26 protein-coding genes, 1 tRNA gene and 1 pseudogene are annotated in these 25,653 nt (G+C 58.5%); 4 read left to right on the top strand and 24 right to left on the bottom strand.

Annotation, left to right across the window (positions count from 1 at the left end; genetic code table 11):
* Window positions 1–31: 31 nt before the first annotated feature.
* Window positions 32–235, bottom strand: a complete 204-nt coding sequence (gene thiS / locus pbN1_RS10155; RefSeq protein WP_041645926.1) for a sulfur carrier protein ThiS — start codon at window positions 233–235, stop codon at window positions 32–34.
* A 170-nt stretch (window positions 236–405) separates the two neighbouring features.
* On the opposite strand from thiS, the gene pbN1_RS10150 reads away from it, so the two are divergent.
* Together pbN1_RS10150 and pbN1_RS10145 are read left to right on the top strand one after the other, a co-directional pair.
* Window positions 406–479, top strand: a tRNA-Gly gene (locus pbN1_RS10150).
* A gap of 223 nt (window positions 480–702) precedes the next feature.
* Window positions 703–2,571, top strand: coding sequence for a tyrosine-type recombinase/integrase (locus pbN1_RS10145; protein ID WP_076600351.1), 1,869 nt, complete (start codon window positions 703–705; stop codon window positions 2,569–2,571).
* An 85-nt stretch (window positions 2,572–2,656) separates the two neighbouring features.
* On the opposite strand, the gene pbN1_RS10140 is transcribed toward pbN1_RS10145, so the two are convergent.
* Window positions 2,657–3,298: a LysR family substrate-binding domain-containing protein gene (locus pbN1_RS10140; protein ID WP_076600352.1), complete on the bottom strand. Its 642-nt coding sequence runs from the start codon at window positions 3,296–3,298 to the stop codon at window positions 2,657–2,659.
* A 103-nt stretch (window positions 3,299–3,401) separates the two neighbouring features.
* Between pbN1_RS10140 and pbN1_RS10135 the strand changes: the two genes are divergently transcribed.
* Window positions 3,402–3,695 (top strand): helix-turn-helix domain-containing protein, encoded by a 294-nt coding sequence (locus pbN1_RS10135; RefSeq protein WP_050417855.1) that lies wholly within the window; start codon window positions 3,402–3,404, stop codon window positions 3,693–3,695.
* Window positions 3,696–3,722: 27 nt separating this feature from the next.
* On the opposite strand, the gene pbN1_RS10130 is transcribed toward pbN1_RS10135, so the two are convergent.
* The 21 genes and pseudogenes from pbN1_RS10130 to pbN1_RS10035 all read right to left on the bottom strand — a co-directional run bounded on the left by pbN1_RS10130 (window position 3,723) and on the right by pbN1_RS10035 (window position 23,526).
* Window positions 3,723–4,622, bottom strand: a complete 900-nt coding sequence (locus pbN1_RS10130) for a LysR family transcriptional regulator (RefSeq protein ID WP_076600353.1) — start codon at window positions 4,620–4,622, stop codon at window positions 3,723–3,725.
* Between the two features lie 584 nt (window positions 4,623–5,206).
* Entirely contained in the window at window positions 5,207–6,031 is an 825-nt protein-coding gene (locus tag pbN1_RS10125) for an alpha/beta fold hydrolase (RefSeq protein WP_076600354.1), read from the bottom strand.
* A gap of 99 nt (window positions 6,032–6,130) precedes the next feature.
* A complete protein-coding gene (locus pbN1_RS10120; RefSeq protein WP_169202469.1) occupies window positions 6,131–7,507 on the bottom strand; it encodes an OmpP1/FadL family transporter in 1,377 nt (458 codons plus the stop codon).
* 180 nt (window positions 7,508–7,687) lie between these two features.
* Window positions 7,688–8,545: a 2-hydroxy-6-oxo-6-phenylhexa-2,4-dienoate hydrolase gene (bphD, locus tag pbN1_RS10115; protein WP_076600356.1), complete on the bottom strand. Its 858-nt coding sequence runs from the start codon at window positions 8,543–8,545 to the stop codon at window positions 7,688–7,690.
* Window positions 8,546–8,595: 50 nt separating this feature from the next.
* The gene (dmpG, locus tag pbN1_RS10110; protein ID WP_076600357.1) at window positions 8,596–9,630 is read right to left on the bottom strand and encodes a 4-hydroxy-2-oxovalerate aldolase; all 1,035 of its coding nucleotides are present in this window, start codon (window positions 9,628–9,630) and stop codon (window positions 8,596–8,598) included.
* A 16-nt stretch (window positions 9,631–9,646) separates the two neighbouring features.
* Entirely contained in the window at window positions 9,647–10,594 is a 948-nt protein-coding gene (locus pbN1_RS10105; RefSeq protein WP_076600358.1) for an acetaldehyde dehydrogenase (acetylating), read from the bottom strand.
* Between the two features lie 194 nt (window positions 10,595–10,788).
* The gene (gene dmpE, locus pbN1_RS10100) at window positions 10,789–11,571 is read right to left on the bottom strand and encodes a 2-oxopent-4-enoate hydratase (protein WP_076600529.1); all 783 of its coding nucleotides are present in this window, start codon (window positions 11,569–11,571) and stop codon (window positions 10,789–10,791) included.
* Window positions 11,572–11,742: 171 nt separating this feature from the next.
* Window positions 11,743–12,678, bottom strand: a complete 936-nt coding sequence (locus tag pbN1_RS10095) for a VOC family protein (RefSeq protein WP_210147713.1) — start codon at window positions 12,676–12,678, stop codon at window positions 11,743–11,745.
* Window positions 12,679–12,704: 26 nt separating this feature from the next.
* Window positions 12,705–13,538 (bottom strand): cis-2,3-dihydrobiphenyl-2,3-diol dehydrogenase, encoded by an 834-nt coding sequence (bphB, locus tag pbN1_RS10090; RefSeq protein WP_076600531.1) that lies wholly within the window; start codon window positions 13,536–13,538, stop codon window positions 12,705–12,707.
* A gap of 58 nt (window positions 13,539–13,596) precedes the next feature.
* Window positions 13,597–13,857 (bottom strand): oxidoreductase C-terminal domain-containing protein, encoded by a 261-nt coding sequence (locus tag pbN1_RS10085; protein WP_280516186.1) that lies wholly within the window; start codon window positions 13,855–13,857, stop codon window positions 13,597–13,599.
* Between the two features lie 159 nt (window positions 13,858–14,016).
* The gene (locus tag pbN1_RS10080) at window positions 14,017–15,318 is read right to left on the bottom strand and encodes an IS1182 family transposase (protein ID WP_169204311.1); all 1,302 of its coding nucleotides are present in this window, start codon (window positions 15,316–15,318) and stop codon (window positions 14,017–14,019) included.
* Between the two features lie 67 nt (window positions 15,319–15,385).
* Window positions 15,386–16,360 carry an NAD(P)/FAD-dependent oxidoreductase gene (locus pbN1_RS10075; protein WP_169204274.1) on the bottom strand — a complete coding sequence of 325 codons (975 nt, stop codon included), beginning with the start codon at window positions 16,358–16,360 and terminating at the stop codon, window positions 15,386–15,388.
* Window positions 16,357–16,686 (bottom strand): non-heme iron oxygenase ferredoxin subunit, encoded by a 330-nt coding sequence (locus pbN1_RS10070; protein ID WP_076600360.1) that lies wholly within the window; start codon window positions 16,684–16,686, stop codon window positions 16,357–16,359. The genes pbN1_RS10075 and pbN1_RS10070 overlap by 4 nt, the downstream gene beginning before the upstream one ends.
* Before the next feature lie 41 nt (window positions 16,687–16,727).
* Window positions 16,728–17,174: a BphX family protein gene (locus pbN1_RS10065; RefSeq protein ID WP_076600361.1), complete on the bottom strand. Its 447-nt coding sequence runs from the start codon at window positions 17,172–17,174 to the stop codon at window positions 16,728–16,730.
* Between the two features lie 71 nt (window positions 17,175–17,245).
* Complete coding sequence (locus pbN1_RS10060) at window positions 17,246–17,800, bottom strand: aromatic-ring-hydroxylating dioxygenase subunit beta (RefSeq protein ID WP_076600362.1); 555 nt, start codon at window positions 17,798–17,800, stop codon at window positions 17,246–17,248.
* Window positions 17,801–17,906: 106 nt separating this feature from the next.
* Entirely contained in the window at window positions 17,907–18,734 is an 828-nt protein-coding gene (locus pbN1_RS10055) for an RHO alpha subunit C-terminal catalytic domain-containing protein (protein ID WP_280516182.1), read from the bottom strand.
* 138 nt (window positions 18,735–18,872) lie between these two features.
* Window positions 18,873–18,965 (bottom strand): annotated as a pseudogene (locus pbN1_RS21150) (Rieske 2Fe-2S domain-containing protein); the annotation flags it as partial.
* A gap of 207 nt (window positions 18,966–19,172) precedes the next feature.
* Window positions 19,173–19,907 carry an IS21-like element ISAzo4 family helper ATPase IstB gene (istB, locus tag pbN1_RS10050; protein WP_011235905.1) on the bottom strand — a complete coding sequence of 245 codons (735 nt, stop codon included), beginning with the start codon at window positions 19,905–19,907 and terminating at the stop codon, window positions 19,173–19,175.
* A gap of 22 nt (window positions 19,908–19,929) precedes the next feature.
* Window positions 19,930–21,498 carry an IS21 family transposase gene (gene istA / locus pbN1_RS10045; protein WP_210147712.1) on the bottom strand — a complete coding sequence of 523 codons (1,569 nt, stop codon included), beginning with the start codon at window positions 21,496–21,498 and terminating at the stop codon, window positions 19,930–19,932.
* Between the two features lie 356 nt (window positions 21,499–21,854).
* Window positions 21,855–22,775: a nucleotidyl transferase AbiEii/AbiGii toxin family protein gene (locus pbN1_RS10040; protein WP_169203445.1), complete on the bottom strand. Its 921-nt coding sequence runs from the start codon at window positions 22,773–22,775 to the stop codon at window positions 21,855–21,857.
* Window positions 22,768–23,526 carry a type IV toxin-antitoxin system AbiEi family antitoxin domain-containing protein gene (locus pbN1_RS10035; protein ID WP_169203469.1) on the bottom strand — a complete coding sequence of 253 codons (759 nt, stop codon included), beginning with the start codon at window positions 23,524–23,526 and terminating at the stop codon, window positions 22,768–22,770. The genes pbN1_RS10040 and pbN1_RS10035 overlap by 8 nt, the downstream gene beginning before the upstream one ends.
* A 229-nt stretch (window positions 23,527–23,755) precedes the next feature.
* Between pbN1_RS10035 and pbN1_RS10030 the strand changes: the two genes are divergently transcribed.
* Window positions 23,756–24,121, top strand: a complete 366-nt coding sequence (locus pbN1_RS10030; RefSeq protein ID WP_425305761.1) for a DUF3742 family protein — start codon at window positions 23,756–23,758, stop codon at window positions 24,119–24,121.
* Between the two features lie 7 nt (window positions 24,122–24,128).
* Here the strand turns inward: pbN1_RS10030 and pbN1_RS10025 are convergent, their stop codons facing one another.
* On the bottom strand, window positions 24,129–25,652 hold the full coding sequence (locus pbN1_RS10025; RefSeq protein WP_169203447.1) for a conjugal transfer protein TraG N-terminal domain-containing protein: 1,524 nt from the start codon (window positions 25,650–25,652) through the stop codon (window positions 24,129–24,131).
* Between the last annotated feature and the right edge of the window lies 1 nt (window position 25,653).

Here is a 25,653-nt window from a genome sequence, read left to right as displayed (position 1 = left end):
TCAGCGACCGCCAGCCGGGGCGGCGAAGGCTTCAGCCGCCGCCGACCGCGACGACGATCTCGAGCCGGTCGCCGTCAGCGAGCAGCGTGTGCGCATGCTGCCCTTTCGGCACGATCTCGCCGTTGCGTTCGACTGCGAGACGCTTGCCGGCAAGCTGCCTGGCTTCGAGCAGCGCGAGCACGGTCGGCGCGTCGTCGAGGCGCTCGGGTTTGCCATTGATGATGAGCTCAATCATGCTGAAGCTGTCGAGGGTGCAATGAACCGAAATCTTACCATGTCCCCCGCCGGCGCTTGCCCGGTCGCCGGTTTCCCCGAAGCCCCCGCCGCACGCCTGACTCACGCATTGCGCGCTGCCGCGCCCGCCATTAGAATGGCAGCCCTGTTCAGCGCAAATCGGGCTGAAGCGCGGGCGTCGTATAATGGTAATACCCTAGCTTCCCAAGCTAGAGCCGTGGGTTCGATTCCCATCGCCCGCTCCAATTAGGCTTCCATGGAAATCCACTGAGTTCCATAAGCGGTTGTCAGAAAAGAATTTTTCGCTAGACAACATTCCAATGAGATCCACCGAAATCCACCCACTGCTGGACTAAATTAGTCCATCCGGCAGTCCATCAAAGCGGTTGTGTTCGAGTCCGGATTGTTCCTTGGGCCGAGCGGGTGCCGGGATGAGCATCTGACTCCTGACTCTGTTCAGGAGCAAGCATGGCACTCACCGACATGTTCGTCCGGCAGGCAAAGGCCACCGGAAAGGACTACACGATCCCCGATTTCGACGGCCTCTCGTTGGCGGTCTCGGACAAGGGCACCAAGTCCTGGCACTTCCGCTACACCTGGCTGGGCCAACAGAAGCGGATGTCCCTGGGGACGTACCCGGAGATCAGCCTGCGCGAAGCGCGCGAGCGCCGCGACAACGCGCGGGCGCAGGTGGCCAAAGGCATCAACCCACAGCGGCAGCGAGAAAAGGATCGGCACATCGCCACCCAGGCCGAGCAGAACACCTTTGAGGCGGTGTACGACAAGTGGCTCGCCTTCCGGGCGCAGGGGCGCCTCAAGAAAGGCCGGCAGACCACGCTGTCGATGATCCCGCGCATCTTCAAGAACGACATCCTGCCGAGCCTGCGCAAGCGTTCGATCTACGAGATCACCCGCGCCGACCTACTTGAAATCGTCGGCCGCATCGAGAAGCGCGGCGCGCCATCCATCGCCGAGAAGGTGCGCACCTGGTTCAACCAACTCTTCCGGTATGCCCTCGTGATCGTGCCGGGCCTGGAACAGAACCCGGCCTCCGACCTGGATGTGGTCGCCATGCCCCAGCCGCCGGTACGCCACAACCCCTTCCTGCGCATGCCCGAATTGCCCGAGTTCTTGCAGTTGCTGCGCAAGTACCCCGGCAAGCTGAAAACGCAGCTTGGCCTCCGCCTGCTGTTGCTGACCGGCGTGCGGACCGGGGAACTGCGGCTGGCGACGCCAGAACAGTTCCACCTCGACGATGGCCTGTGGATCATCCCGCCGGAGGTGGTGAAACAGCTGGAATTGAAGATGCAGAAGGAGAACGTCCGGCCGGAGGACATCCCACCCTACATCGTGCCGCTGTCCGTGCAGGCGATCGAGATCGTTCGGCACATGCTCGACCAGTTCAAGCCAGCCCAGACGTACCTGTTCCCGGGGGACAAGAGCCTCAAGCAGCGCATCAGCGAGAACACCCTCAACAAGGCACTGCATCGCTTGGGATACAAGGGCCGGCTGACCGGCCACGGCATCCGCGGAACCATCTCGACCGCACTCAACGAACTGGGGTATCCCGAGAAATGGGTGGATGCACAGCTTTCCCACGTCGATCCCAACCAGGTTCGCGCAACCTACAACCACGCCAAGTATGTGGAGCAGCGCCGACGCATGATGCAGGACTGGGCGGACCGGCTGGACCTGTTCGAGCAGGGGCAGGTCGAAGCGGCCAGTACGCTGCTGTCCATTAAACTGGATGGCTTTCCCGTGGTCGCCACCGAAGCGGAGGCGCAACCGTTGTCGGCGGCCAGGGCTGCTCCCACGCTGGTGGTGTCGCAACCGCTCCAGGGGGCCATGGCGCTGGCCACGGCTCCGGTGCAGCGCCTTTCCGCAGTGCGCGTGCCCAAGATCGAGCCGGCCATCTCCAACGTCCAGCGCGAGCGGATGATCCTGCTCGACATTCTGGAGGCTCCGCACAACCTGTCGGTCGCCGACTATGCCAAGCTCGCAGGCAAGTCCCGTCGCTGGATCACTTACGAAATCCAGGCCGGCAACCTCCTGTCGATCAGCCTGGGCAACCGGGGACAGCGCGTGCCGGATTGGCAGCTCGATCCGCTCAAGCGCCGCCTGATCCAGACCATCCTCAAGCAGATGCCCCCGGGAATCGACACGTGGCACATCTACCATGCACTCACACGGCCGAGCGATCTCTTCCAAGGGCAGTCCCCCATCGAGGCAGTGACGCTGGAGAATCTTCACCTCGTCGTTCATCTGGTATGCAGCGCTGTCAGCGAAAGGGTGGTGCAACGCGATAGTCGGACTCCACAACTGTCCCGGTACGCCTAGCGATACGCGCGATGGCGAACTTGCACAGCAAGATGCCGCGTGCCGCTTTCGTCTGGAAACACGCGAACGTACGATGGACGCCTGATCACGCCGACCTGGTCTCCGTGATCTTCGCCGCCCGTTCGGCAAACCTCTCGACAGCCGGCACACACCCTCGCGACGGCAGCAGCAACTGGGTTCGGATGAGATAGGGACCGTCGGCCAGGGGGCGCATGGCAACACCCCAGCCACGTGCCTGCGCGATGCGCGATCGGGGCGCAATGCCGACACCGTAGCCTGCCGCCACCAGCAGAGCCATGAGTTCGAAGGAATTGACCTCCCGGGCAGAACGGTCTTCAGGCCCAATGACAGCATCAACCTGCTGGCTCAGCGCTTCACATGCCCGTGGGCACCACCGAACCAGTGGATAGTGCAGCAGCGCATCCAATGACACCTCGACGTGGGCAAGCAGCGGCGAGCGTAACGGAACCGCCAAAGCCAGTTCGTCACCCCAAAGTGGCTGAGTGTCCAACGCCAGGTGCGTTGACGTCGCCCTCACCGCCATGCCCATGTCGCAATCGCCGTTTTCCAGGCCACGGACCAGATCGCCGGCAGTGACCTCCTGCAGCAGGACGAGGGTTTCCGGCTCCTCGGCACGTTGCAGGGCAAGTAGGGTCGCCAGCTGTGGCGACAGCGCGTCAGCCGAAACGGCGAGTTTGAGTATCGACGATTGGCTGGGGGCACTCATGGATGCCATTTCGTGATGGAGGCCAGACCGTGGCAGCAAGCATCATAGCAAAGAGTTAAATTTAACGTGGTTAAAAGTATCGCGATATTCGACGCTTTTGCCGATGCAAAAGCGTACTGTCCAGCGAGGCCGCCCTGTCGGATCGACCACCTACGAACCTGAGCCTGCGCTGGCCTTCGGCCTGGCGGTTCGTGCGGCACGGATGGAACAGGGAATGGCTCAGGAGGAGCTGGCGTCGTTGGCGGAAATCGAGCGCTCCCACATGGGAAAGATAGAACGGGGTGAGCACATGCCCACGCTGGCGCTGATCCTCAGAATCGCCGGGGCTCTGAACAGAAGTGCCGCTGATCTGATCGCTGTGACGGAGGATAACCTGCGCTCGGGGCCAAAGACGTAACCGGTGAACGGCACCGGGCTTTGCCCGTTACTCGTCGATTTGAGCGTGTAGACGCGCCATAAAGCGGTCCAGAGGTATGGCGCAAGGGGTGTCCGCGCCACTGTCCGGTCGTAACAGGTACGTGGTGTGGGTGACATTTTGGGCCGCGAGAGGACGAGTCACCACGTCGGGGCGATGACAAACTCTGATTCGTGCAGCGTTCGCGAACCCAACGCCATAACCGGCTGCGACCAGCGTCAGCATCATGTCCATCGAGGCGACGTGCTCGACGGCGCCGGGTTTGCCCGTCGCGGTGTGCAGCAATCGATCCAGCTCGCAATTGCTCCGCCCGAACAACCGGGGATCAGCCATTACGAGCGGATAACGCACCAACTCCTCCAAGGGCACCTGCTTGTGAACGAGCAGCGGATGCCGTGCCGATACGGCCACGACCAGCGGATCAATCCAGATCGGTTCGGCAACGATTCCATCCCCGACGTCGGTGGTATGTGCAAACCCCACATTGAAGCTGCCCGAACGCAGTCCGCGCACCTGCTCGGCCAGCGTCGCTTCTGTCAAACGTATCTCGACTTCCGGATCTTCCTCGCGACAGCGTGCGAGAAAGCCAGATAGCCGCGGATCGATGCAGCCGCAGGGGACGGCGATGCGAAGAATCCCCTGATAGCCTGACGAAACCGCTTTTACGTTTTCACGGGCAAGTTCCAGCGTCGAGAACAACCGAAGCACATCCTGGAGATAAACTGCACCGGCCTGTGTCAGCCGTGTGCCGCGGCGGTCACGATCGAATAGCAGTGCGCCAAGTTCGTCTTCGAGCTCCTTGATGGTACGGGACAGGGGGGACTGCTCGATATGCAGCCTTTCAGCAGCACGGGTGAAGTGCAGTTCCTCCGCCAGGACAGCGAAGCAGCGAAGGTGGCGCAACTCCATGGTTTGTCCTCCATCGTGATGTTACCGTACGGTTCCACTTGCAGCCTCGGGATACTTGCAGTTCTAGTCAAATCACGAGGACTGTCGGTTGGACCGCCTATCCAGAAGCGATGAATTACTCGTCAGGCGCTACTGAAATACTAGACGGGAACCCAATGGGATTTGCTCGCAGCCTCGCGTCCAAGCCGTTCCGAACCAGGTATGTTTGACCCGTTCAATAACAGCCAAGGCGTGCGTCAGATCGATATGGCTGTACGGGCCGGTACGTGGTGGATAGGCGCGGTCGGTAGCGATACCACAGTAGATCTGCACAGCCTTCCGAGTCAGACGGGACGCGGGGCGGAAGAGCGCAAAGGAAGGCGACTTTCCTTCGCAACTAAAACAGCCCTTTCATTGGACGCGACCACGACCATGCAGGCGATACACGATGAGGCTATGTGAGTCTTGTATAAGAAGGACTTGGTTCCACAACCAGCGGTAACGCCTTCATGAGACCATCAACTCGATTTCTCCTTCCAATCAATTCGGACGCATTACCCAATTATCTGGAAGAAGAAATTTCGCCGGATGCGCAGAACGCTCAATCAATGCGGCTTGCTAAGAAAGTCTACAACCAATCTACAAAAGTCATTGGCGGCTTCAATTTGCACCCAGTGCCCACAGCGAGCAAAAGAATGCAACTGGACGTTCTCCAATAGTTGAAAAAGACGAAGACTGCTTGACAGTGGTACCACCTGGTCATCACGGCCGTGAATCAAAAGCACCTCATTCGCGAGGTTGCGAATTTGCTCATCCGAGCTCGCCAGTGCGTCAACCCAGCGCTGCCGAGGAGCGGGGAACATACTGCCGAATGACTCTTGAAAGCCTGGCCGAATGCTTGCCTCATAACGCAGTTTTGCAAGTTCATCATTCACAAGCGAACGATCGAAGGCAAATATATCCAGCAGGTTGCGCATTTTTTCAATTGACGGCGTATAACCCCAAACTGCATCCAGCCCAGGGGTAAGTTCAAAATGTGTTCCTGCTGCGCCCATCAAGACCAAACGGCCAACGCGTTCGGGGTGCTTAACGGCGGTTGCGATTGCAAGGGCACCACCGAAAGAATTCCCAATAAAATCTGCACGCTCGATTTTTAATGCGTCAAGCATACCTATGATGTGCCCAACCCAATTATCCTTTGAGTAGATGTAATTCTTCGGGCGCTCTGTAAAACCGAACCCCGCCATATCCGGTGCTATGACGCGAAATAATTGCCCCAGTGTTGGCAACACCAAGCGCCAATTTGCATAAGCGCTGACACCTGGACCCGATCCGTGAATAAGAAAAACAGGATCTCCTGTTCCGAGCTCGTGATAATTGGTCTTAATTCCAGCAGCGACGATTTCTTTTCCAATTTCTACGTTGGTCATTTCAATTTCCTAGTTAATTCACCATAAAATATTAAAACAGGTAGAATCTTGTAATTTTAAGATTTGCACAACCATGACAATTTCAACTTAATATCAAACCTAAAAACGATAAGTGAAGGCAAAAGTGGCACTATCTTGGGCGTGATTTATTTCGATAGGAGCAGACGTGTTTGGCAATGAAGAGTTTTGCATCGTCTTTTTAAATGAATGAGTCCAAGCAAAATCAAAACTACTCATAGGTGTAAGTTGGTAACCAAAGCCAAGAGTCCCGAATCTATTTGGAATGGAAGGGATTACAGCCAATACCGTGTCCGATCTCAAAGCCTGTGTAGTAACACGAGCACCTCCGCGCAATGTCCATTTTCCGGAAGTGTAGGCGACACCCAACGACAATGCAGTCTGGTCCTTATAGTTTTGAGGCAGATCAATATCGATATTTTGACCAGCGTTTGAAACAAAGGAGACATGAATATCTTTTACTGCATGTTTCCAGAATACCCTGGAGATATCCGCCACGACCATCCACTGATCGTCAAAACGATGGCTTATTCCGAAATTCAATTGTGCCGGCGATTGGAAGTCTTTAATACGAATCTTTCCATCTAGCTTGACTTGGCCTACCAAGCCGTCAATTGCGGTAAGGGTAGCACTCCCAGTCATGTCATCAAGATGTGTTTCAAGAACGTACGAAGCACCTAGGATCGTATCCTTGCTGACCTTGTACGTCAGGCCGATTTTCCCTCCCCAGCCCCAGGCGTCGGTGCCACTCGCAATTGGCTCATTCTTGGTGAAGCTCAAATGCGCACCACGCATATCTGGCAACCCTCCAAGCACAGGGATCAAACTTCCCTGCGCACGCCCGGCGCCAATTAGGGAACCCACTTGATCGGCCCCGAGGAGCATATCTAAATTCAGTCCCTGCCACACTGCATCCACGCTTGCGCCAACGGCAAGACTATCAGTCATCTGAAAGCTTGCGGCCATGGGTATATTTAGTGTCAATAAGCGACTTGAATTTTCCAAACCCGTATCCAATCCACCTGTTGCACGTGAAAGAAAGCTATCCTTTCCGTACTCTGTGCCTACTCCGCCACGTGCAAAGGCTCCAATACCGAATGCAAATCGTTCGGCACGATAAGCATATGCCATTTGCGGAGCCGCATAGGGTCCTCGGTTGCTGGAATGCTCTTTGGATTTTGCGGATTCGCCCGTCGCGGTGTTCTTGATTGATATATCTGTAAAAATGACGTCCATTCCAAGGTGCATTTCCTCCCCAGGCTTGCCAAGGGATAAGGTAGCGGGATTTGTCATCATGCCGGCCGCACCGACGTCAAAGGCTGTAGCGGCCCCACCCAATGCCCCAGAAACTGGACCATGACCGACAAAGCGATAAACATCGCTTGTTGTCGCCAAGGCAGTATAGGATACCCCTGCTAGAGCAACGCCCATTACACTAGATTTAAGATTGAATTGCATACAGCCTCCTCCATTTTTATATGTTAATTAAAGAAATCAACCCCGTTTTTTCTAAGCGGTGGCTTACTTCCTGTTCTGTTTAATTGCTTCTGATTATTGATCTCGAAAATCCGAAATTCTTACTTCTCGTTCGTAACCGGTGGTTACGTAGTAAAGTGGTCAATCGGGCCCCCTTTGGTGTCAATGTTGTAAGAAATCGATCAACAAGCGATTAAACTCTTCAGCATGTTCCCATTGCGCCCAGTGACCGCACCGAGGCAAGACATGCAAGCGCGCATCATGGATGTGCCAAGCCAACTTCAATCCATGGTCAAGAGGTACGAAGCGGTCGTCGCGCCCCCAGATGACAAGCGTTCCTGCCTTGATCTCTCCTAATCTCGATGTAACGTCCCAAGCACTCAATGGCACGCGTTGCGTACTGACAAGAAAATTTCGAAGGTGTACTTGATTATGCTGAATCGCCCGCCAGCGGCCCTCAATCAGTTCATCGGTGATCTGGGTCTGATCAAAAACAAATACCGATAGCATTTGCTTCAAATTTTCAAGCGTAGGCTCGGCATACAGCTTGAAAAGCAATTTGATGCCTTCCATGGGCATCGCGGAAAAAAGACTCGAGCCAAGCCCCCCCGGCCCCATCAGAATGAGCTTACCGATGCGCTCCGGATATTCGATGGCAAAATTCAGTGCGGTGGCCCCCCCCATCGAGTTGCCCACCAGGTGCGCTTTTTCGATGTTTAGGGCATCCATCAAACCCTTGACGGCGCGTGCGTTCACCAGACCTCGCTGTTCGTCCATTACGACGGGGTCAGACTTATTAAATCCTGGTGAGTCCTTCAAAATCACGCGATAACCTGCTTGAACCAGCGGGCCCAGATTGCGGCTATAGTTACTCCATCCACCTGCCCCGGGCCCACCACCGTGCAACATGATGACGGCCTCGCCGTCGCCAGCTTCGTTGAAATGAACCTGGAAGTCTTCAAATCCCTTCTCGTTGATCTTGGCAAACCTGCTGGTTGTAGATTCCGTATATTGATTCATTTGCATCTCTCCCCCTGTTAAATATATAAAAGGCTCAGCGCCAAGTGGCATTATGCGGAGGCAATAGAGCGATCCTTGGCCATGGTGATGGCGGTATCCTCGATCATGTCCTCCTGCCCGCCGACCATACCGCGGCGGCCCAGCTCGACCAGAATGTCGCGGGCCGGCACGCCGTACTTGGCGGATGCCCGCTTGGCAAAGAGCAGGAAGGAGCCATAGACCCCGGCATAACCCAGGGTCAGCGCATCACGGTCGATGCGGATCGGGAAGTCCATCATTGGCACCACGAGGTCTTCGGCAACGTCGGTGATCTTGGCGACATCGACACCGGTTTCGATGCCCATCAGGCTGCACACGGCGATCAGGACTTCCATCGGCGTATTACCGGCACCGGCACCGAGGCCGGCCGCAGCAGCATCGATGCGGTTGGCGCCGACTTCAATGGCGGCGATGGAGTTGGCGACGCCCATGGCCAGGTTGTGGTGGCCGTGGAAGCCGAGTTCGGTTTCCGGCTTGAGGGCAGCGCGCACAGCACCGAGACGTTCCTTGACGCCTTCCGGCAGCAGGTGACCGGCCGAGTCGGTGACGTAGATGCAGTTGGCGCCGTAGCCTTCCATCAATTTGGCCTGCTTGACCAGGCCTTCGGCGCTGTTCATGTGGCTCATCATGAGGAAACCGACGGTGTCCATGCCGAGCTTGCGGGCCATGGTGATGTGCTGCTCTGAGACGTCAGCCTCGGTGCAGTGGGTGGCGACACGGATGGTGTTGACGCCGAGGTCGCGCGCCATCTTCAAGTGGTCGACGGTGCCGATGCCGGGGAGCAGCAGGGCGGAGACCTTGGCGTTCTTCATCTTGGGGATGACGGTGCCGAGGTATTCTTCATCGGTATGGGCCGGGAATCCGTAGTTGACCGATGACCCACCGAGGCCATCGCCGTGGGTGACTTCGATCAGCGGAATGCCAGCGGCATCAAGGCCGGTGGCGATGGACACCATCTGGTCGAGGCTCATCAGGTGGCGCTTGGGATGCATCCCGTCGCGTAGGGTCATGTCGTGGACGGTAACGGTCTTGCCTTTGGCGGTCATGATTATTTTCTCCGTATCAGTTGGAACCGCAACCGGCCAGTTTGGGGGAACCGGTAGCAACCTTGGGTTCGAGGGTGAGGCGACCAGCAATAATTTCTTCGGCGAACATTTCGGCGGTACGGGCACCGGCAGCAGTCATGATGTCGAGGTTACCGGCGTAGGTCGGGAGGAAATCCCCGAGTCCGGTGACTTCCATGTAGACGGACACACGGTTGCCGTCGAATACTGGGCCGTTGACCAGGCGATAGCCCGGCACGTATTTCTGGACTTCCTTGATCATGGCGTGGATGGATTCAGTTATTTTTTCCTGATCGGGCGCGGTTTCGGTCAGGCAATGCACGGTGTCGCGCATGACAAGCGGTGGTTCGGCCGGGTTGATGATGATGATGGCCTTGCCTTTTTTGGCGCCGCCGACCTTTTCGACGGCACCGGCGGTCGTGCGGGTGAATTCGTCGATATTCTTGCGGGTGCCGGGGCCGGCGCTCTTCGAAGAGACAGTGGCGACGATTTCGCCGTAAGCGACCGGCTGGACACGGGAGACGGCAGCGACCATCGGGATGGTGGCTTGTCCGCCGCAGGTGACCATATTGACGTTCATTTCGCGCTTGCCGACGTGCTCGACGAGGTTGACCGGCGGCACGCAGTAGGGGCCGATGGCCGCCGGCGTCAGGTCGATCATCAGGACGCCGAGCTCATTGAGCTTACGACTATTCTCGGCATGGACGTAGGCGCTGGTCGCATCGAAGGCGATCTGGATGCTATCGGCGAGGACATGCGGCAGGAAGCCATCGACGCCGGTGGCACAGGTCTTGAGGCCCATGTCGGCGGCGCGCTTGAGGCCTTCGGATTCGGGGTCGATGCCGATCATCCACACCGGTTCGAGGAAGGGGCTGCGCTTAAGTTTGTACAGAAGATCGGTGCCGATGTTGCCCGGGCCGATCAGGGCGCACTTAATCTTGTTCATTAAAACTCCAATTCATAAAGCATAGATTTGACATGCACATATACACAATTCTTTTGGCGGTGGCGTTATTTGCATGGCACGTCCCCCTGCAAACTTAGCCTATTGGAAATCAGTATTGCTGAGGAATACCGCAACACACGGAGTGGCATAGTGACTTAGTGGCGTCCAATAACCCCACGTCAATGGCTATCCAGTCAGACAAAGGAGACGGAACAACTACCGATACCTCCAATTGCCACACGATAATGGTCGCCTGCATGAATACTAAACATACTCGCAAGCGCCCCAGAAAGAATAATTTCTCCTGCCTTAAGTGGAATTCCCAGGCCACCAAGTGTATTCCCCAACCAAACTACAGCATTGATAGGAGACCCCAACGCCGCCGCCCCTGCTCCTGTCGCCACAATCTCACCATTTTTTTCCAAGACCATGCCACAAGTTGTTAGATCAAGCTTCCTCGGATCGGCCATGGTGTTTCCGAGCACGAATAGGCCGCAGGAAGCGTTGTCTGCTACCGTATCCTGTATCTGGATTTTCCAGTCCCGAATACGCGAATCGACAATTTCAAAGCAAGGCATAACAAAATCGGTAGCCGCAAGGACGTCGGCTGCGCTGATTCCTGGCCCCATCAAGTCGCGCTTTAACACAAAGGCAATTTCGCCTTCAATTTTGGGCTGAATAAGCGATTCAATTGGAATGCGCGCTCCGTCACAGATAGACATTCCATCGAGCAAATACCCAAAATCAGGCTGATAGACCTTGAGCAGATCCATTACAGGCCGACTTGTGATTCCAATTTTCTTTCCAACAATTCTCTCTCCTGCTTTTTGGCGGCAGGAAATCATCCGTAACTGAATTCTGTAAGCGTCATCAACTGAGATACCGGGATAACGGTTGCTCAAAGGCTCGAGCATTCTTTTTGCACATAATGCGTCGTAAAGCTCGTCTCCCAGCTTGGTGACAATATCTTCATCCATCATGCCATTCAATCTCCTATTCGGAACTTTAGTAAATCACCCGTCTGCCGTCATAGACCGATAGCTTTTGTTTAGAAAATCATTCAGCTATCACTTTGTCCTAAAGGCGTTTTCCTATTCCCCCCAAACATCTGAAAATCCACCGTTTGGGAAGAATAGTTTGATCACACGCTATTTTTGTTTCCGGAGCGACTTGTGCCCCCACATGGCTGTGCGACTGTGGCGGGTCATTGTCCAGTTGCAATCGTCAACAGCACGAGCGCCCCAACCAAATTCCATTTCGAATCCTGATGGCGTCCGGGCATAAAATGAAACCATATGGTCGTTTACATGCCGGCCAATAGTGGTGGTCAGGTAGCTATTGGGCTTTTCTTCAGCAACTCCAAGATTGGAATCGGTAGTTTGGTCATCAAAACCGTCCAAACGATCACATGCATGCCCAACGTCATCCAGCGTGGCGGCTTGGAGCATGAAATGGTGGATGCGCTTAGGCATGGGGGCTTCAGCGATTGCCATGGTATGGTGACGTCCATTGCAATGCAGAAAGTGGCCACGTACCGTCATATCCGGACCTAAAGGAATATCGATTACGTCCGACAATTTAAAGCCAAGCACGTCAACGTAAAATGACAAACCCTTGACAACATCTGGAACGGCATAAAAATAGTGCCCCAACCCTTGGTCTCCCGTTTGAAAGCCTGTTACGCCGGTTGGCGAAACAAAGGGTTTTTCGTAGGAATCCCCCGCGCCATAGAAGATTTCTATTTGCATGCCGAACGGGTCTTTGAAGGCAATCAGATCAAGCACATCGCGCTTTTTCGCGAGATCGCCAACATCGCTTATGATTTTTACTCCAGCTTCCTGAAGTCGGACACGCATTTTTTCTAGAGCACTAGGATTAGCAACTTCAAATCCTGCAAATGCCAGATCATCCAAGTCGCCTTGTTCTACGCCAATACGCCAGCTTCTCGAATCCATTCGAAAACGGGCCTGTTCATCTGTTGAGCATGGCGTTTCCATCAAACCGGCCAGCTTGGTGAGATACCGCCGCCATTCCGGAACATCGTTTACGGAAAACCCCATATAACCCAATGCCTTGATCTCCATCCTATTTCTCCTTGGTTAGTTATGAATCACTTCTGTAGTTTCAGTTTCTCTTCAAGATCTTTGCCACCAACTGCAGAGAAGAGGCCGCGAACGCCCATCCCACCGTCGTAGTTGAGAACAGCGCCGGTGGCTGGAGCTGCATCTCCGTGGTTGGCAAAAAATACATACGCTCCGGTGTACTCCCTCACATCGGGCATTCGACCAATTGGGAGGACGGATTCAAGTAATTCGCCAAGCGGAATACTCGAAATGGAACGATCCCCCATGCCCAACGATTGCGGGCCGCGTAAATCCGTTGCCATGCCTCCAGGCGCTACACCATTGACGCGGACATAGGGGGCCAGTTCAAAAGCAAGCTCTTTTACAACACCAATCAGTGCATGCTTCGATGCGGTATATAGCGGGCCGCCGCCATTGGGATAAAAGCCAGCATTTGAAATCGTGAATATCACCCCCCCCCGACTCGAAACGAGATAAGGAAGAGCAGCCTTCACCGCGAGGAGACCGGATTTGACATTGATTTGAAAGATTTCGTCGAAAGACTCATCGATCCTTTCGTCTGGGATATCCACCAACGGGGTGTTGTAATCCCAGATTCCAACATTGGGAATCAGAGTATTGATCTTTCCAAAGGAATCCACGCACCGCTGGACTGCGGTTTTATTGTCAGCCAGCAAGCGGGCATCACCCGCGACTCCGATCACCCGCCCTGGATGCATCGACTCTAGTTCTTGGATGCCTTTCTCGGATCTGTCGAGCACCCCTACCTTTGCACCTTCTGTAACGAAGCGTTCGACGAGCGCACGACCAAGCCCAGATGCACCGCCTGTAATAAAGACAACCTGATCTTTCAGATTCATTTTGCTATCCCCAAATTGAAGCGCGACATACATTCCATATTTTGTCCGTAGTCATCATCTAGGCGGTTACGGTTCGCGCCGCATTCCCCTTGAGTAGTTCGCGGATGCTGATATCCGTATCAGCGAGGTGGTCAGGCACTATCTCTATTTCGGACATCACTAAACGGCTTACGCCACCGAAGTCCTTGGTCGAATTAATCGCCACCGCAGCCAGCGCCTTGCCGTCCAAAACCCGGAACAGCACGGTTTGCTGATTGGGTTCGAACTCGCCGCGCTGCACATATTCACCGGGTCCCTGCATATCCCCAATCATCTGGATGCGGTGCCCTGCGATCTCGGAGTTTGTGAATCTTTCGTTCGCAGGACCGATTAGACGCGCGAGCGAGGTTGACGCCGTTTTGCTTGGCGCGAGAGGTTTTTTGCATCATTTGTAGCGCTATCGACCGTTCATTTGGCGTTTTTCCCCATTTTTCGCCCCTTAAACCCCGATTCCGGGAACTGCGGACGCACCTGTCCCTAGCCCGAGCAATTCCGGTGCGAGGCTGACCATGCGCATCAGGTTGTGCGCCAAAGCAAAGATCAGCATCACACACTTGACCTTCGCCAGACCCCGCACCCGGAACTGCTGCAGGCCGCGGTTGCGGCTGTGCGCATTGACGCATTCGGCCGTCGCCGCTCGCCGCTTGTAAATGACCTTGGCCTCGTCCGTGCCCATCCGCTGCCGCCAGGCCGCCACCGCTTCGCTGTCGCTGGCCTTCGCCTGGTGCGGATCGACCGCCTTGTCCTTGGGTTGCGGCACCGGCCCATAAACGACGGTGCTTTGGCTCGCCTGCTCGATCTGCTCGTGCCCGACGTAGCCGCCATCGACCAACCAAGCTTCGGGCAGCTGACCGCAGCGCGCGGTGACCTGCTCGATCATCGGCACCATCTGCCCTTGGTCGCTGCCGACGGTGGCCACCTCGACCCCCACGATCACCAGCGAGTCGGCGTCGCTCGCCAGTTGCGGGTTGTACGCCGGCCGAAAGCCGCCGTCGCCCATCTTCATCACCGTCGCTTCGGCATCGGTCATCGACGCGCGCGCCTGGTCGGGGTTTTTGCCTTGCCGCTGCTTGATCGCTTCGATCTCGGGCAGCCGCGCCAGCGCCTTCTCAAGACGCGCTTCACGCTCTTTCGCCGCCCGTAGCCGGGCCGCTTCCCGCGCCCGTTCGGCCTGCGCCGGGTCCGCCTCCGCCTCGGCTTTGAGCCGCGCCACGGCCGCGCGCGCCGCCTCCAGGTAGCCTTCGAGCTTCTCCTTGCGGCGAAACGAGCCCGCCCCGGCGCTCGCCCGCACCCGCATCCCGTCCTGCGCCACCTGTTTGAGCTTGACCACCCCGGCCGCCATCAGGCTGGCGATGCTCACACTCAGCAACTCGTCCAGCCCTTCGCCCTGATCCTTGCGAAAGTCCGAAAGGGTGTGGTGATTGACCTGAACACCGCCGCACAACCAGCGGTAGGCGTCATGCGATTCGAGCAGCCGTGACACCGCCCGCGCGCTGCCCACCCCGTCGAGCGTGGCGTACAACCACAGCGCCAGCAAAATCTCCGGCGCGATTGCCGAGCGGCCCACCCCGCCATCGACCGCACGAATCCCGGCGTAGAACCGTGACAGGTCTTGCCGCTCGACGTACGCCCACACCAGGCGCGCCCGATGCCCCTCCGGCAGCAGTGACTCCAGGTCACTCGCCCGAAACTCCATCTGCCCCCGGTTGGGCCGCAGCACCCGTGCTCGCGTCTTCGTCATCGGCGCAAATCCAGACCTCGTAGCAAGACCTGATTATACCAAAGACATATAACTGGCCGGGGATTTTTCACAGCCTCTCGGTCCACGATGTAGCGACTTGGGGCACCGGATTGTATTCGCCTAGCATCGCGGCTACCGCCGCTTCCGCCTGTTGCTGCGAGTTGATATAGGTCTCTAGCGCGCGGCGGCCCCCGTGCCTTAGGGGCCACACAGCTACGTCGCCAGCGGCGTAAATATCGGGCGATGATGTTTGTCCGCACGCATCGACAACTACGCCTTGATTGCAGGCGACGCCAGCTGCATTCAACAGGGTATCTTCCGGATCGCCGCCAATGCTGACCAATACGAGTTCGGCTTCCACCTCTCTGCCATCAGCAAACACCAGCGAACGCACACTGCGCTCACCGCTAAGATGCGAAATATGCGCATTCAATTCGATGCGAACGCCCATTGCCTCGAGTTGCTCGCGGCACCACGCGCCAATTTGCCGGCCTAGAACGCGCGTCAGTAACTCATCGGCGCATTCCAGGATCGTGACTTCAAGTCCCGCTTTGCGCGCGGAGGTCGCCACTTCGCAGCCGATCAGACCGCCACCGATAATTACGAGCGATTTCGCCACCGTGAAGGCCTGGCGTAACGCGGCGCAATCCGCGAAGTTGCGAAGGCTGAACACGCCTTCCAGATTGCCGCCAGGAATAGACAGCTTGCGCGGTCGCATTCCGGTGGCGAACAAAAGCCGGTCGAAGTCCAGGCTCAAACCTGAGTGCAGGGTTACAAGGCGCTCCTTGGCGTTGATCGCAAATACGGGGTCGCCCAGATGCAGTTCAATCCCTTCGCTCTCAAACCACGCGGCCTCCATCAGCAGAGGCGGTATCTCCTGCGCCCCCCCTAGAACCCCTTTTGACAATGATGGGCGATCATAGGGCAGCTGGGATTCATTGCCGATCAGATGAATCCGCCCGGCATATCCCCTTGCACGAAGGGCGCGCGCAGCCGTTGTCCCGGCGAGTCCCGCGCCAACAATGACGATACTCTTGATCATTGGGCAATATCTCCGGCGCTAAAATCAATGTAAACAGCATTTCCTTCTACATGTATCGGAAAGACTTTCAGCGGTTCAGTCGGTGGATATGCCTTGACTTTTCCTGTCCGAACGCAGAATTTCCCGCAGTGCAGCGAACACTCAACGACATCCCCGTCCAAGTACCCTCCTTCGGACAGAGACCAATCGCCGTGAGTGCAACGATCTTGTGTTGCAAATAGTTCTCCGTCTACATTGAAGATCGCCACATCGAATTCTTCGCCAGAAACTTTGAGCGCTTCGCCGACAGGGATATCACTAACCTCACAAACTTTCTCAAAACCCATAATTCCTTACCTCGTAGATTGGACTTAACTTTTCAATCCGCTCAATTTCTTTCTGCATCAACAGCACGGGGTTGACTCAAGCGGTCGCCTACCTGGCGCCAGAGGCTGATTCCCCATATGATCCACACCAAATGAATAGCAAGTGTAGTAAGCCCAAACCACAGGGTCTCGCTACTTAAGACCATGCTATAGACATCCCACATTGCGTCGAAAATCTCGATGAACACAACGACAGGAATAATGCCTGCATAGCGAATGGGTTCGCGCAGGGCCCAAAGAGCGAGCACCCCCACAGCGCCAAGCTGCATCCCGACCACGAGCCACGCATCCTGAAGTAGCATCATGAGTTCCCCTTGAAAGCCATTTCCGACAGAGGGGTACATCAGCATCAGGACGGCAGCACTACGGGCAGGAAGCAGTCCCAAAAAATTTAGTAAATAAAAAATGCCGATTGCAGCCAGGAACCAGCGGATTGCTTTATCGTTCATTGCTTCCTCCTGAACGACAGGATTCACACCCCCGGTGCGAACCCTGTCGTCGGTTCTCCGATACCCCAGCCTTAGAAGAACATGCTCAGATTGTTGGCCGTGATCGTGCCTTGATCGAGCAATACTGTGCGCTTGTCGATCTTGAAACCCAGACCATCATTTGCCCGTAGGAGAATATCGCGACGCTCCCCGACGTAAATGTCAGTCATTCGTTCAAGACGATTGCGATAGCACAAGAAGGCGGAACTCACTTCGAGCTTCTCAGCTGACACTTCGCGCACAATCACATTAGTGATCATGTGACGGGATCGGGAAGGGGGGTCTTCGGTCCAGTTAAGGCCTGACAACCTGCCACGGATACGGGCAGTCAATCGACTGTGGTCTTCGTCGAAGTGGGCGTTACATCCCGGACCGTAGTACTCCAGGTTCGAATTTTTTGTGGTCTGAGTGGTCCGAATTGGAACCCAATAATGGATGTCCTCAGTGAGCAGGGTTAACCATTCTTGATATTTACGATGATCAAGAAGTTGCGCTTCCCGATAGTAAAACTGTTCGACTGCGTTTTGGAGCTCAAGACTCACAGGCTTTTCGAGATAATTAAACGGTTGTGTCAATTCTATGGACATGGAACGTCTCCATCATTTCGTTTGGATCGAAGTATCAGCAAGACTGGCCTGACAAGTTGATCTGTTTGGTTAGTGCGGAACGAATAGCAATGTGGCCGGTAGTAAATTACGGCTTGAGGGTTTCCCAACTCGGCTCGGACATCATGCGGCTCCAATGGTGATAAAAGCCGCGCGCAGCCTCCTCGCCGTAGACGTAGCTAGTCTTCCCTGGGAAATCTGGATTGTTTGCATTTGGTTTACCGACACCCATTGATGCACAGAAGGGTTGGCTGCGGGCCACATGCCCCCGCAAAACACGCTGCACTTCAACCCAATTTTCACCATCGTCCTGCTCGAAAGTTCCACCCTGGTTGAAGGTCAAGATATTCATTCGGCGATATTCATCCTTGATTTCCTCGGGGGCATCAGCATCGACTACGATGAACGACCAGACTTCGAGTTCGTTCGGTCCACGTGGATGCCAAGTACGAACAGTATTGATGCCCGGCAGGAATGAACAGGTCGGGAAGATGGTCATGTGCTGAGCAACCATGCGGTTCGCAGGCAGTTTGTTACCGAGCCGCGCCTGTGCACGTTCAGCGGCCGGACCCTTTGTCCAATAGTCCACAACTTTAGGCCCCATAATTGCGTACAGCAGGGAGAAGTCGTCATTGAACCACCCCGTTCCATGACCACCCCACGCTGCACGGAATTGGTTCCCAGTGACAGGCAGCTTTACGTCGGATAGGTCTTGATCGGGACGTAGGCTGGAAACGACACCGGCCACATGCGACATAGTGCACGCGTGATACATGTCGCTACAAAACTGCTCGGCTGCGAATTTCCAATTGCATGGAATAACGGTCCGCTGCATCCCGGTAATCACTTCAGTCCCAGCCTCGGTACGGTCCAGCATCACATCCATATATGGCGTGGCGTCACTGAGATAGTCCATCAAGGCCGGCGCCTTTGCATCCCAATTGGCGAATACCAAACCCTTGTAGGTATCTACCCGCGCCTGCAGCGGACCCCAGTCGGCTTTTTCGAAACCACAGTCCCCTTCTTTCTTGTCACAGAAGGCTTCCTTTTCAAACGGAACATTGACAAGATTGCCTGCAATGTCGTACGCCCAGCCGTGATAGGTGCAAGTAAAGGACTTTGCATTACCATAAGTTGAGCGCTCAATGTGCGCATTCCGACGAACGTGACCGCCTGCACCGACGAACGTGACCGGGGGGTCTGCGCGCGAAGCGTGGTGTTCAGATTCTAACCGTGTCGGTCACGATCACGGTCAATTCGAGGCACGGCGCAGGCTTATCCACAGGCGGCCGCCAGCGCGCCTCATACGCTGGCGGGCGGGCGCCTGTGGGTAAGGCGTCTCGCGCGCACGGCCTCATGCCTTTTCCTTTCTTCTCATCGACTCGCCCTTGAGGGCGAGCTTGTGCGCGGCGTGCACGACGCGATCGAGGATCGCATCGGCGAAGGTCGGGTCGCCCAGGTAGGTGTGCCAGTGCTCGATCGGCAGCTGGCTGGTGATCACGGTCGAACGCGTGCCGACGCGGTCGTCGAGCAGCTCCAGCAGGTCGCTTCGCTCCTGCGCCGACGGCGCGGCCAGGCCCCAATCGTCGATGACGATGAGATCCATGCGCGCGAGCTGCATGAGGCGTCGGCTGAAGCTGCCGTCGGCATGCGCGATGCGCAGCTCTTCGAAGAGCCGCGGCAGACGCACGTAATAGGCCGCGAGGCCCTGCCGGCACGCGGCATTGGCGAGCGCGCAGGCGAGCCAGGTCTTGCCGCTGCCGGTGGGCCCGGTGATGAGGCAGTTCTGGTGATGGCGGATCCATTGCCCGGTGCCGAGCGCGGCGATCTGGCTGCGCTCGAGCCCGCGCCCGGCGCGGTAGTCGACGTCCTCCAGGCAGGCTGCAGCGGCCTTGATGCGGGCTGCCTTGAGCAGCCGGTCGATGCGTTTGCCGTCGCGCAGCAGGATCTCGCGATCGATGAGCTGGGCGAAGCGCTCCTCGAAGCTCAGCGCGGTGATGGCGGGCTGGGTGAGCTGCTCCTCGAAGGCGCGGGCCATGCCTTCCAGGCGCAGGGTGCGCAGTTGTTGCAGGCTGTGTTGTATCAGCATCGATGTTCTCCGGTGGGTGGAATCAGTGGTAGTAGCGCGCCCCGCGCAGGTTCTCGTGCACGGTGGGAAGCGCCAGTTCGGTTTGGCTAGCGGCAGTGGGAGTGGGAGTGGGGAGCGGTGCGCGGTCGAGCCCGCTCTTGAGGATCGGGGCGACGTTGCGGTAACGCATCGCCCCGAGGGTGACGGCGCGGGTCGCCGCGGCTTCGAGGCGTTCGTTGCCGTATTGGCGACCGAGGCGCATCAGCCCGAGGCACGCCCGGTAGCCCTGCTCGGGGTGCGGCATGCGTTCGAGTTGGTGGCTGACCACCTGCTCGGTGTGAGGTCCGACCGTGGCACCCCAGGCGATGAGTTTGCCCGGGGACCACTGGCGATGCGCCTGATGGGATGCGGGCATGTGCTCGGTGAGCGTGGTGAACGCTCCGTACCGGGGGCTTCTCGCATGCACCGCGACGCGGCGGCCCGCCGCAAAGCATTCGATGCTGCTCGCGGTGATGCGCAACTCCACCGCTTGGCCGGCGAGCGCATACGGCACGCTGTAGTAATGCCCGTCGAACTCGACGTGGTAATCGATATTGGGCTTGGCCCGTTTCCACTGGGCGAACTGGAACGCGGTGGCGGGCAACGGGCGCAGCGCCGGCCGATCGAGCGTCTCGAACGCTTCGTGGCGCGAGCCTGGCAGGCGCCGGAAGGCACGCGTGTTCAGCGGCTCGAGTAACGCGGCGATCGCCTCGTTCAACTCTCCCAGCGAGAAGAAACGTCGATGCCGCAGCCGCGCCAGAATCCAGCGCTGCACGATCTGTACGCCGACTTCGACCTTGGCCTTGTCCTGCGGCTTGTAGGGGCGCGCGGGCAGGATCGCCACGCCGTAGTGCGCGGCGAACTCGGCGGTGGTGCGCTGCAGTTGCGGCTCGTAGCGGTCGGCCTGCCCGACGAGCGAGCGCGTATTGTCGGGCACCACGAGCTCGGGCACGCCGCCGATGAAGGCCAGCGCCCGGGCGAGCGAGCCCAGCCAGTCGGCCTGCGACTGCGTCGCCGTGGCGCAGGCGAACGTATAGCTCGAGGCGCCGAGCACCGCGACGAAGATCTGCGCGCGCGAAATCTCGCCCGTGTCGGCGTCGACGATCGGCACCGTGTCGCCCGCGTAATCGATGAAGAGTTTCTCGCCGGCGCGGTGCACCTGGCGCATCGAGCGCTTGAGCGTGCGGGCGAACGCGCGGTACAGGTCGCAAAAGCGCGAGTACTGATAGCTCGGCCCGTCGGCCGTCTGCACGTACTCTTCCCACAGCAGCGCCAGCGTGACGTTCTTTCGCTTGAGCCCCTGATGCACCGCCGCCAGATCCGGCGGCACATTCGCGACGCTCGCGCCACGTCCACGCCGGGCGACCCCCAGCACCCGGCGCAACTCGGCCTCGTCGGCCGCCGACAACTCGGCCCACGGCCGGCCGCACTCCTCGGCCGCCTTCACATACTTGGCGACCACTCCTTTGGAAATCGACAGCGCGCGGGCAATGCGCTCATGCGACAGCGCGCAGTCGTATTTGAGCCGTAACAGCTCCCTGATCTTGTGCATGGCAATCCGCTCCGCCGGCATCCTCGGTCTCCGCGCAAAGCGCGCGAGGGTAGCCGGCCTGACAAACGACGTTGCCACGCTTGGCCTCACAAACCCGTTCCGATTTGATCGTGACCATTGATTCCGACATCGTGACCGCCCATTCCGACAACTCGCCGAAATCGGTCACGATCAAATCGGAATCCGCGGTCACGACCGCGGATTCACCGGTCACACTATTTCGGAGTCAGCGGTCACGTTGGGTCGGAATCCGCACCCAGCCCTTTGGCCTTTGGCCTTTGTCGGAAGCCTTTGGGTATAGGGCCGCAGCTTCGCGGGTGCCACGATGAATGCGGCATGGGGCAATCCCGGCAAGCCGGAAGCTGCAGGGGTGTTCGTCAGCTCTGGCCCAAGCCGGTGTCGAGGGCGGCTGATTGCGCTGCGAAGTCGTCGGGGCGGCGCTTGCGGAAGGTTTCGAGATTGGCGAGCTTCCAGCGCAGTGCCGGCAGTTGCGCGGCATGCTGGCACTGCACCAGCGACCAGTCCGGCTCTGCGCGCGCCAGCCCGCTCAGAAACCGCCTGTGCGCGGTGCTCAGTCGCTGTGGCAGCTCGCGCCGCAGCCTGGTGCGAGCGTCGAGCAGTGTCTCCAGGGAGCAGTCTACTTCCGTCATGCCGACAAAGGCCCGCTCGTACTCGCCGGCGATGTCCTTGTCGTTGCCGAACAGCACTTCGTGGGGTGGCCGGTTGTGACCCGCCAGATAGACCACGAAGCACTCGACCATGCCGTCGCTGATGTCGCCCGACTCAAAGAGCTGCCACACGTCGAACAGGTCGCGGGGGTGCTGCCGATCCAGCGCGGCCACCAGCTTGCTGGCGTACAGCTCGTCCGGTGCCAGAACCGGCAGCTCGAACTCGACGCCGAACAGATCGCTGGTCTTGGCGCTCAGCGGCCGCCGCTCGACGGGCAGCACGCTGCCGCGGAACACGACGTTGACCTCGATCTTCACCTGGTTGGCGTCGTTCTCGACGATCAGCTTAGTGTCCCCCAGATCCTTGGCGCGAACCAGGCGTGTCTGCACGCCCAGTGGCGCAACGCGCGTGGCGATGGCGGCCAGCTCCTGGTTGATGGCTTGCAGCGCTTCGTCGCGCGGCGTCTGCCACGGGAGGTACACCACGTCGATGTCCACCGACAGGCGCGGCATGTCCCGCACGAAGAGGTTGATGGCCGTGCCGCCCTTCATGGCGAAGATGTCGTTGGCGAACACGTCGGGCGCGACGGCCAGCAGCAGGCGAACGGTGTCCGCGTAGGTCTTATCCATGAGGTTTCAGGCTAAGCAAGGTGCCGTCATCGAGCCGGCTCATCCAGCGCGTGTTGCTGCCGGTGCGAACCGGGTACTGCTCCAGCAGGGCATCGACATCCACGAGGCTGGTCTCGCGCGCCCAGGTCAGGAACAGGCGCACGGCCTTCACGCTGGCGCAGCAGGACAGCAGTTGCCCGAGCAAGTCCTTGCGGGGGGAACGCAGTCCATCGAAGAGGTTGCGGGCCTCTTCGAGGCTCTGCTTGACGCCGGCCTCGTACAGCAGCTCCAGCACGGCACGCTCGGGGGCTGCCACCCGCAGAGCCTCGGGCAAGCCAGGCGGCGTGGTCAGGGTCTTGCCGGGCAGCGCCGTGTCCGGCCAGTCGAACAGGCGGGCGTGGACGTAGCGGGCCGGAAAGCGCGAGGTGAACCAGGCCGGCAACGCGAAGCGACCGTCCCCCCACAGCACCAGCGTCTCCCGGCTGCCCAGGTTGTGCCGCACGCCCTGCAGGGCCAGGGCGCTCTTGCCGCCGACATGCAGGCCGGGCACGCGCTGTTGCAGGAACTTCAGCGCACCGTAGACCCCGAACTCATCGTTCGGGAAGGCATAGACGCCATGGGCCAGGCGCACGAGCCACCCGCCGTCGGCATAGTGGGCGGCGAGCTGGGGCGACACCCCGAACTGGCTCAGGGTGGCAAGGTCGAACGGCGCCCCGCGAGGGAGTCCCGCCTGCAGTCGCTTGATTATCTGGTGCCGAAAATTTCCATCCATGTTATAAAAATAGCACATAATCCAATCGGCCCCTAGAGCCGTTGCAAGAACGTGCATGGAAAGTAGCATAAGGTTTGATTTATCGTGCAAAATCTAATCGACCTGCGACCCGAGCCAACCCGGCTCTGCCGGCCGCAACCCACCCTCCTGATCGCGGTCTATGCTGGAGGGCAGGCCACGACCGGCCGCTCCGCGAGGTGAGGCACCACTGAAGCCGAGGCATATGAGCATGACCACCAACACGCACAACGGGCGCTGGAGCCACCGGCTGGGCCGGGGGGCTGGCCGTGCCTGGCGTGGATACCTGCGCCGCGAGCAGCGTGTCGCCGGCTGGCTGGTGACGCGCGGGGTGCCTGCGGGCGCGGCGACGGCGGTGCTCTGGATCGTCAAGCTCACCGTGCTCGGTGCGCTGCTCTACTCCGCGTTCTGGCTGGCCCTGCTGCTTGCCTTTGCGGTGACTGCTGCATGGCTCGTGCAGCACGACGACCCTGATCAAGAGGAACCGCAACCCGAATGGAGGGAAGGCCCCAACGGCTTCGGGCTTTATGACAAGAGCGACTGGCGCATCGACCCGCATGTGACCGACGACGACTGAACGGCGGTCACTTCTTCGATACGGCGCTCATTGCCATACCAGCGCCACGCCCCCCAGCGCCCTTGGCGTCCGAGGTGGCGGTGGACAACCCCTGCACGATATTTCCCGTGCGAACGCCTGCCCAAGCCAATGCCATGACCCAAAACGTCGGCAGCACGATGAACATCATCGCCATGACGAAGTTAAGGAGCATGTCGCCAAAGGCGTTGTTCAAACCGATCAGCGGATCGAAGTTCGTGTGCGGCCTGTCCGCGCCAAACCCCCATCCGTAGAGCGCATCCAGGATCGTGCTGTCGATCCAGCGTGCGAGCTGGAACCAGAAGTCCACGAAGAACAGCGCGAACTGGACGCAGCTCACCGTCATCACCGTCTTCAGGTCGTAGGTGCCGATCAGCAGCACCAACGGGATGCAGATGACGAGCGCCATCTTGAGCATTGTCAGCACCATCGGCAGCGCCTGGCGCACCACGTCCATCGCGGGGAAGAAGGCCAGCGAGCCCACGGTCAGCCCCAGGTCGCCCGCGCCGCGCGTGACGACGTTCGGCAGCGTCTTGTCGATCTGGCCGCCGTAATCGGTGTAGACGGCGCCCTGGTTCATCTTCTGCTGTCGCGGTGAGACCACGGCGCGGATCACCGAGTCATTGACCTCGCTCTGCGACAGGAAGCCCGCCCAGCGCCCGATGCGGGTCAGCAGGTCCGGGGCGACCTGCGCCAGCAGCCGGCTGCGCAGTCCCTGGCCGCCATCGGCCCACCACTGTCGGCAGGACGGATAGCCGCCGCCGCTGTCCACCTGTACCAGCCCTGCATCGCGGGTCGCGTCGTAGGGCCAGGCCGTGCGTGGGGTCTTAGAGCGATAGGTGTCGTAGAAGCCGGGCGTGTCGAGGAAGTAACTCGACCCGATCCAGGTCACGTCGTTCATCTGCTCGTCGGAGAGCGTCGGCCGGTTCATGAACAGCTTGGCGCGCGACGGCCCGTAGCAGTCGTGCGTGAAATCGGCGACCTCCTGTGCCAGCACCGGATCGTCGATGCGCGTGGCATCCACATCCATGCGAATCTGACGCAAGTCGGTGCCGCAGGGAATCGCTGCCACCGCGGCGCCTGTGACCGCCTTCGAGATGGCGTGCATGAAGAACCACCACACCGGCACCAGCGCGCTCTGGTCGTTGAGCGCCGTGTAGACGTTGGACCAGCCCGTGTCGTTGGGCAGCGGGACGTTGACCTGGCATTGCGCGGAGCGCGTGGTGTCGAACTTGATCGTGGCGAGATCCACCGGGATGAACGGGATGCCGGCGAACATGATGACCACGATCGCCACCCACACCCGGTTCTCGATGCGCATCGACGACAGCACGCCCTTGTTGCCTTCGTCCGCACCTTCGCTGCGGGCCTTGAGCCATTCCTGGATCACGATGGCCACGAACGGCAGCGCGAACACGCCGCTGGCCACGAGAATGCTCCAGATGCCGTTGTTGACCACCCAAGCCACCAGGGTCAGGTAATACTCCAGGTAGTCCGTGGTGTAGAGCGTCATG

This window comes from Aromatoleum bremense (assembly GCF_017894365.1).
GTDB classification, from domain to species: Bacteria; Pseudomonadota; Gammaproteobacteria; order Burkholderiales; family Rhodocyclaceae; genus Aromatoleum; species Aromatoleum bremense.
This window is presented reverse-complemented; position numbering and strand designations above follow the sequence as displayed.

Excerpts from the sequence above, each read along its gene's own strand:
- bphB (WP_076600531.1), bottom strand. The coding sequence starts at position 13,538 with ATGAATCTGAAAGATCAGGTTGTCTTTATTACAGGCGGTGCATCTGGG.
- pbN1_RS10075 (WP_169204274.1), bottom strand. The coding sequence starts at position 16,360 with ATGATCAAGAGTATCGTCATTGTTGGCGCGGGACTCGCCGGGACAACG.
- pbN1_RS10145 (WP_076600351.1), top strand. The coding sequence starts at position 703 with ATGGCACTCACCGACATGTTCGTCCGGCAGGCAAAGGCCACCGGAAAG.
- pbN1_RS10040 (WP_169203445.1), bottom strand. The coding sequence starts at position 22,775 with ATGGATAAGACCTACGCGGACACCGTTCGCCTGCTGCTGGCCGTCGCG.
- istA (WP_210147712.1), bottom strand. The coding sequence starts at position 21,498 with ATGCCGGCGGAGCGGATTGCCATGCACAAGATCAGGGAGCTGTTACGG.
- pbN1_RS10035 (WP_169203469.1), bottom strand. The coding sequence starts at position 23,526 with ATGGATGGAAATTTTCGGCACCAGATAATCAAGCGACTGCAGGCGGGA.
- pbN1_RS10030 (WP_425305761.1), top strand. The coding sequence starts at position 23,756 with ATGACCACCAACACGCACAACGGGCGCTGGAGCCACCGGCTGGGCCGG.
- pbN1_RS10055 (WP_280516182.1), bottom strand. The coding sequence starts at position 18,734 with ATGGACTATCTCAGTGACGCCACGCCATATATGGATGTGATGCTGGAC.
- pbN1_RS10120 (WP_169202469.1), bottom strand. The coding sequence starts at position 7,507 with ATGCAATTCAATCTTAAATCTAGTGTAATGGGCGTTGCTCTAGCAGGG.
- pbN1_RS10025 (WP_169203447.1), bottom strand. The coding sequence starts at position 25,652 with ATGACGCTCTACACCACGGACTACCTGGAGTATTACCTGACCCTGGTG.
- pbN1_RS10070 (WP_076600360.1), bottom strand. The coding sequence starts at position 16,686 with ATGGGTTTTGAGAAAGTTTGTGAGGTTAGTGATATCCCTGTCGGCGAA.
- dmpE (WP_076600529.1), bottom strand. The coding sequence starts at position 11,571 with ATGGATGAAGATATTGTCACCAAGCTGGGAGACGAGCTTTACGACGCA.
- thiS (WP_041645926.1), bottom strand. The coding sequence starts at position 235 with ATGATTGAGCTCATCATCAATGGCAAACCCGAGCGCCTCGACGACGCG.
- pbN1_RS10125 (WP_076600354.1), bottom strand. The coding sequence starts at position 6,031 with ATGACCAACGTAGAAATTGGAAAAGAAATCGTCGCTGCTGGAATTAAG.
- pbN1_RS10130 (WP_076600353.1), bottom strand. The coding sequence starts at position 4,622 with ATGGAGTTGCGCCACCTTCGCTGCTTCGCTGTCCTGGCGGAGGAACTG.
- pbN1_RS10140 (WP_076600352.1), bottom strand. The coding sequence starts at position 3,298 with ATGAGTGCCCCCAGCCAATCGTCGATACTCAAACTCGCCGTTTCGGCT.
- pbN1_RS10080 (WP_169204311.1), bottom strand. The coding sequence starts at position 15,318 with ATGACGAAGACGCGAGCACGGGTGCTGCGGCCCAACCGGGGGCAGATG.
- pbN1_RS10095 (WP_210147713.1), bottom strand. The coding sequence starts at position 12,678 with ATGGAGATCAAGGCATTGGGTTATATGGGGTTTTCCGTAAACGATGTT.
- pbN1_RS10065 (WP_076600361.1), bottom strand. The coding sequence starts at position 17,174 with ATGAACGATAAAGCAATCCGCTGGTTCCTGGCTGCAATCGGCATTTTT.
- bphD (WP_076600356.1), bottom strand. The coding sequence starts at position 8,545 with ATGAATCAATATACGGAATCTACAACCAGCAGGTTTGCCAAGATCAAC.
- istB (WP_011235905.1), bottom strand. The coding sequence starts at position 19,907 with ATGCTGATACAACACAGCCTGCAACAACTGCGCACCCTGCGCCTGGAA.
- pbN1_RS10105 (WP_076600358.1), bottom strand. The coding sequence starts at position 10,594 with ATGAACAAGATTAAGTGCGCCCTGATCGGCCCGGGCAACATCGGCACC.
- pbN1_RS10135 (WP_050417855.1), top strand. The coding sequence starts at position 3,402 with ATGCAAAAGCGTACTGTCCAGCGAGGCCGCCCTGTCGGATCGACCACC.
- pbN1_RS10060 (WP_076600362.1), bottom strand. The coding sequence starts at position 17,800 with ATGTCCATAGAATTGACACAACCGTTTAATTATCTCGAAAAGCCTGTG.
- dmpG (WP_076600357.1), bottom strand. The coding sequence starts at position 9,630 with ATGACCGCCAAAGGCAAGACCGTTACCGTCCACGACATGACCCTACGC.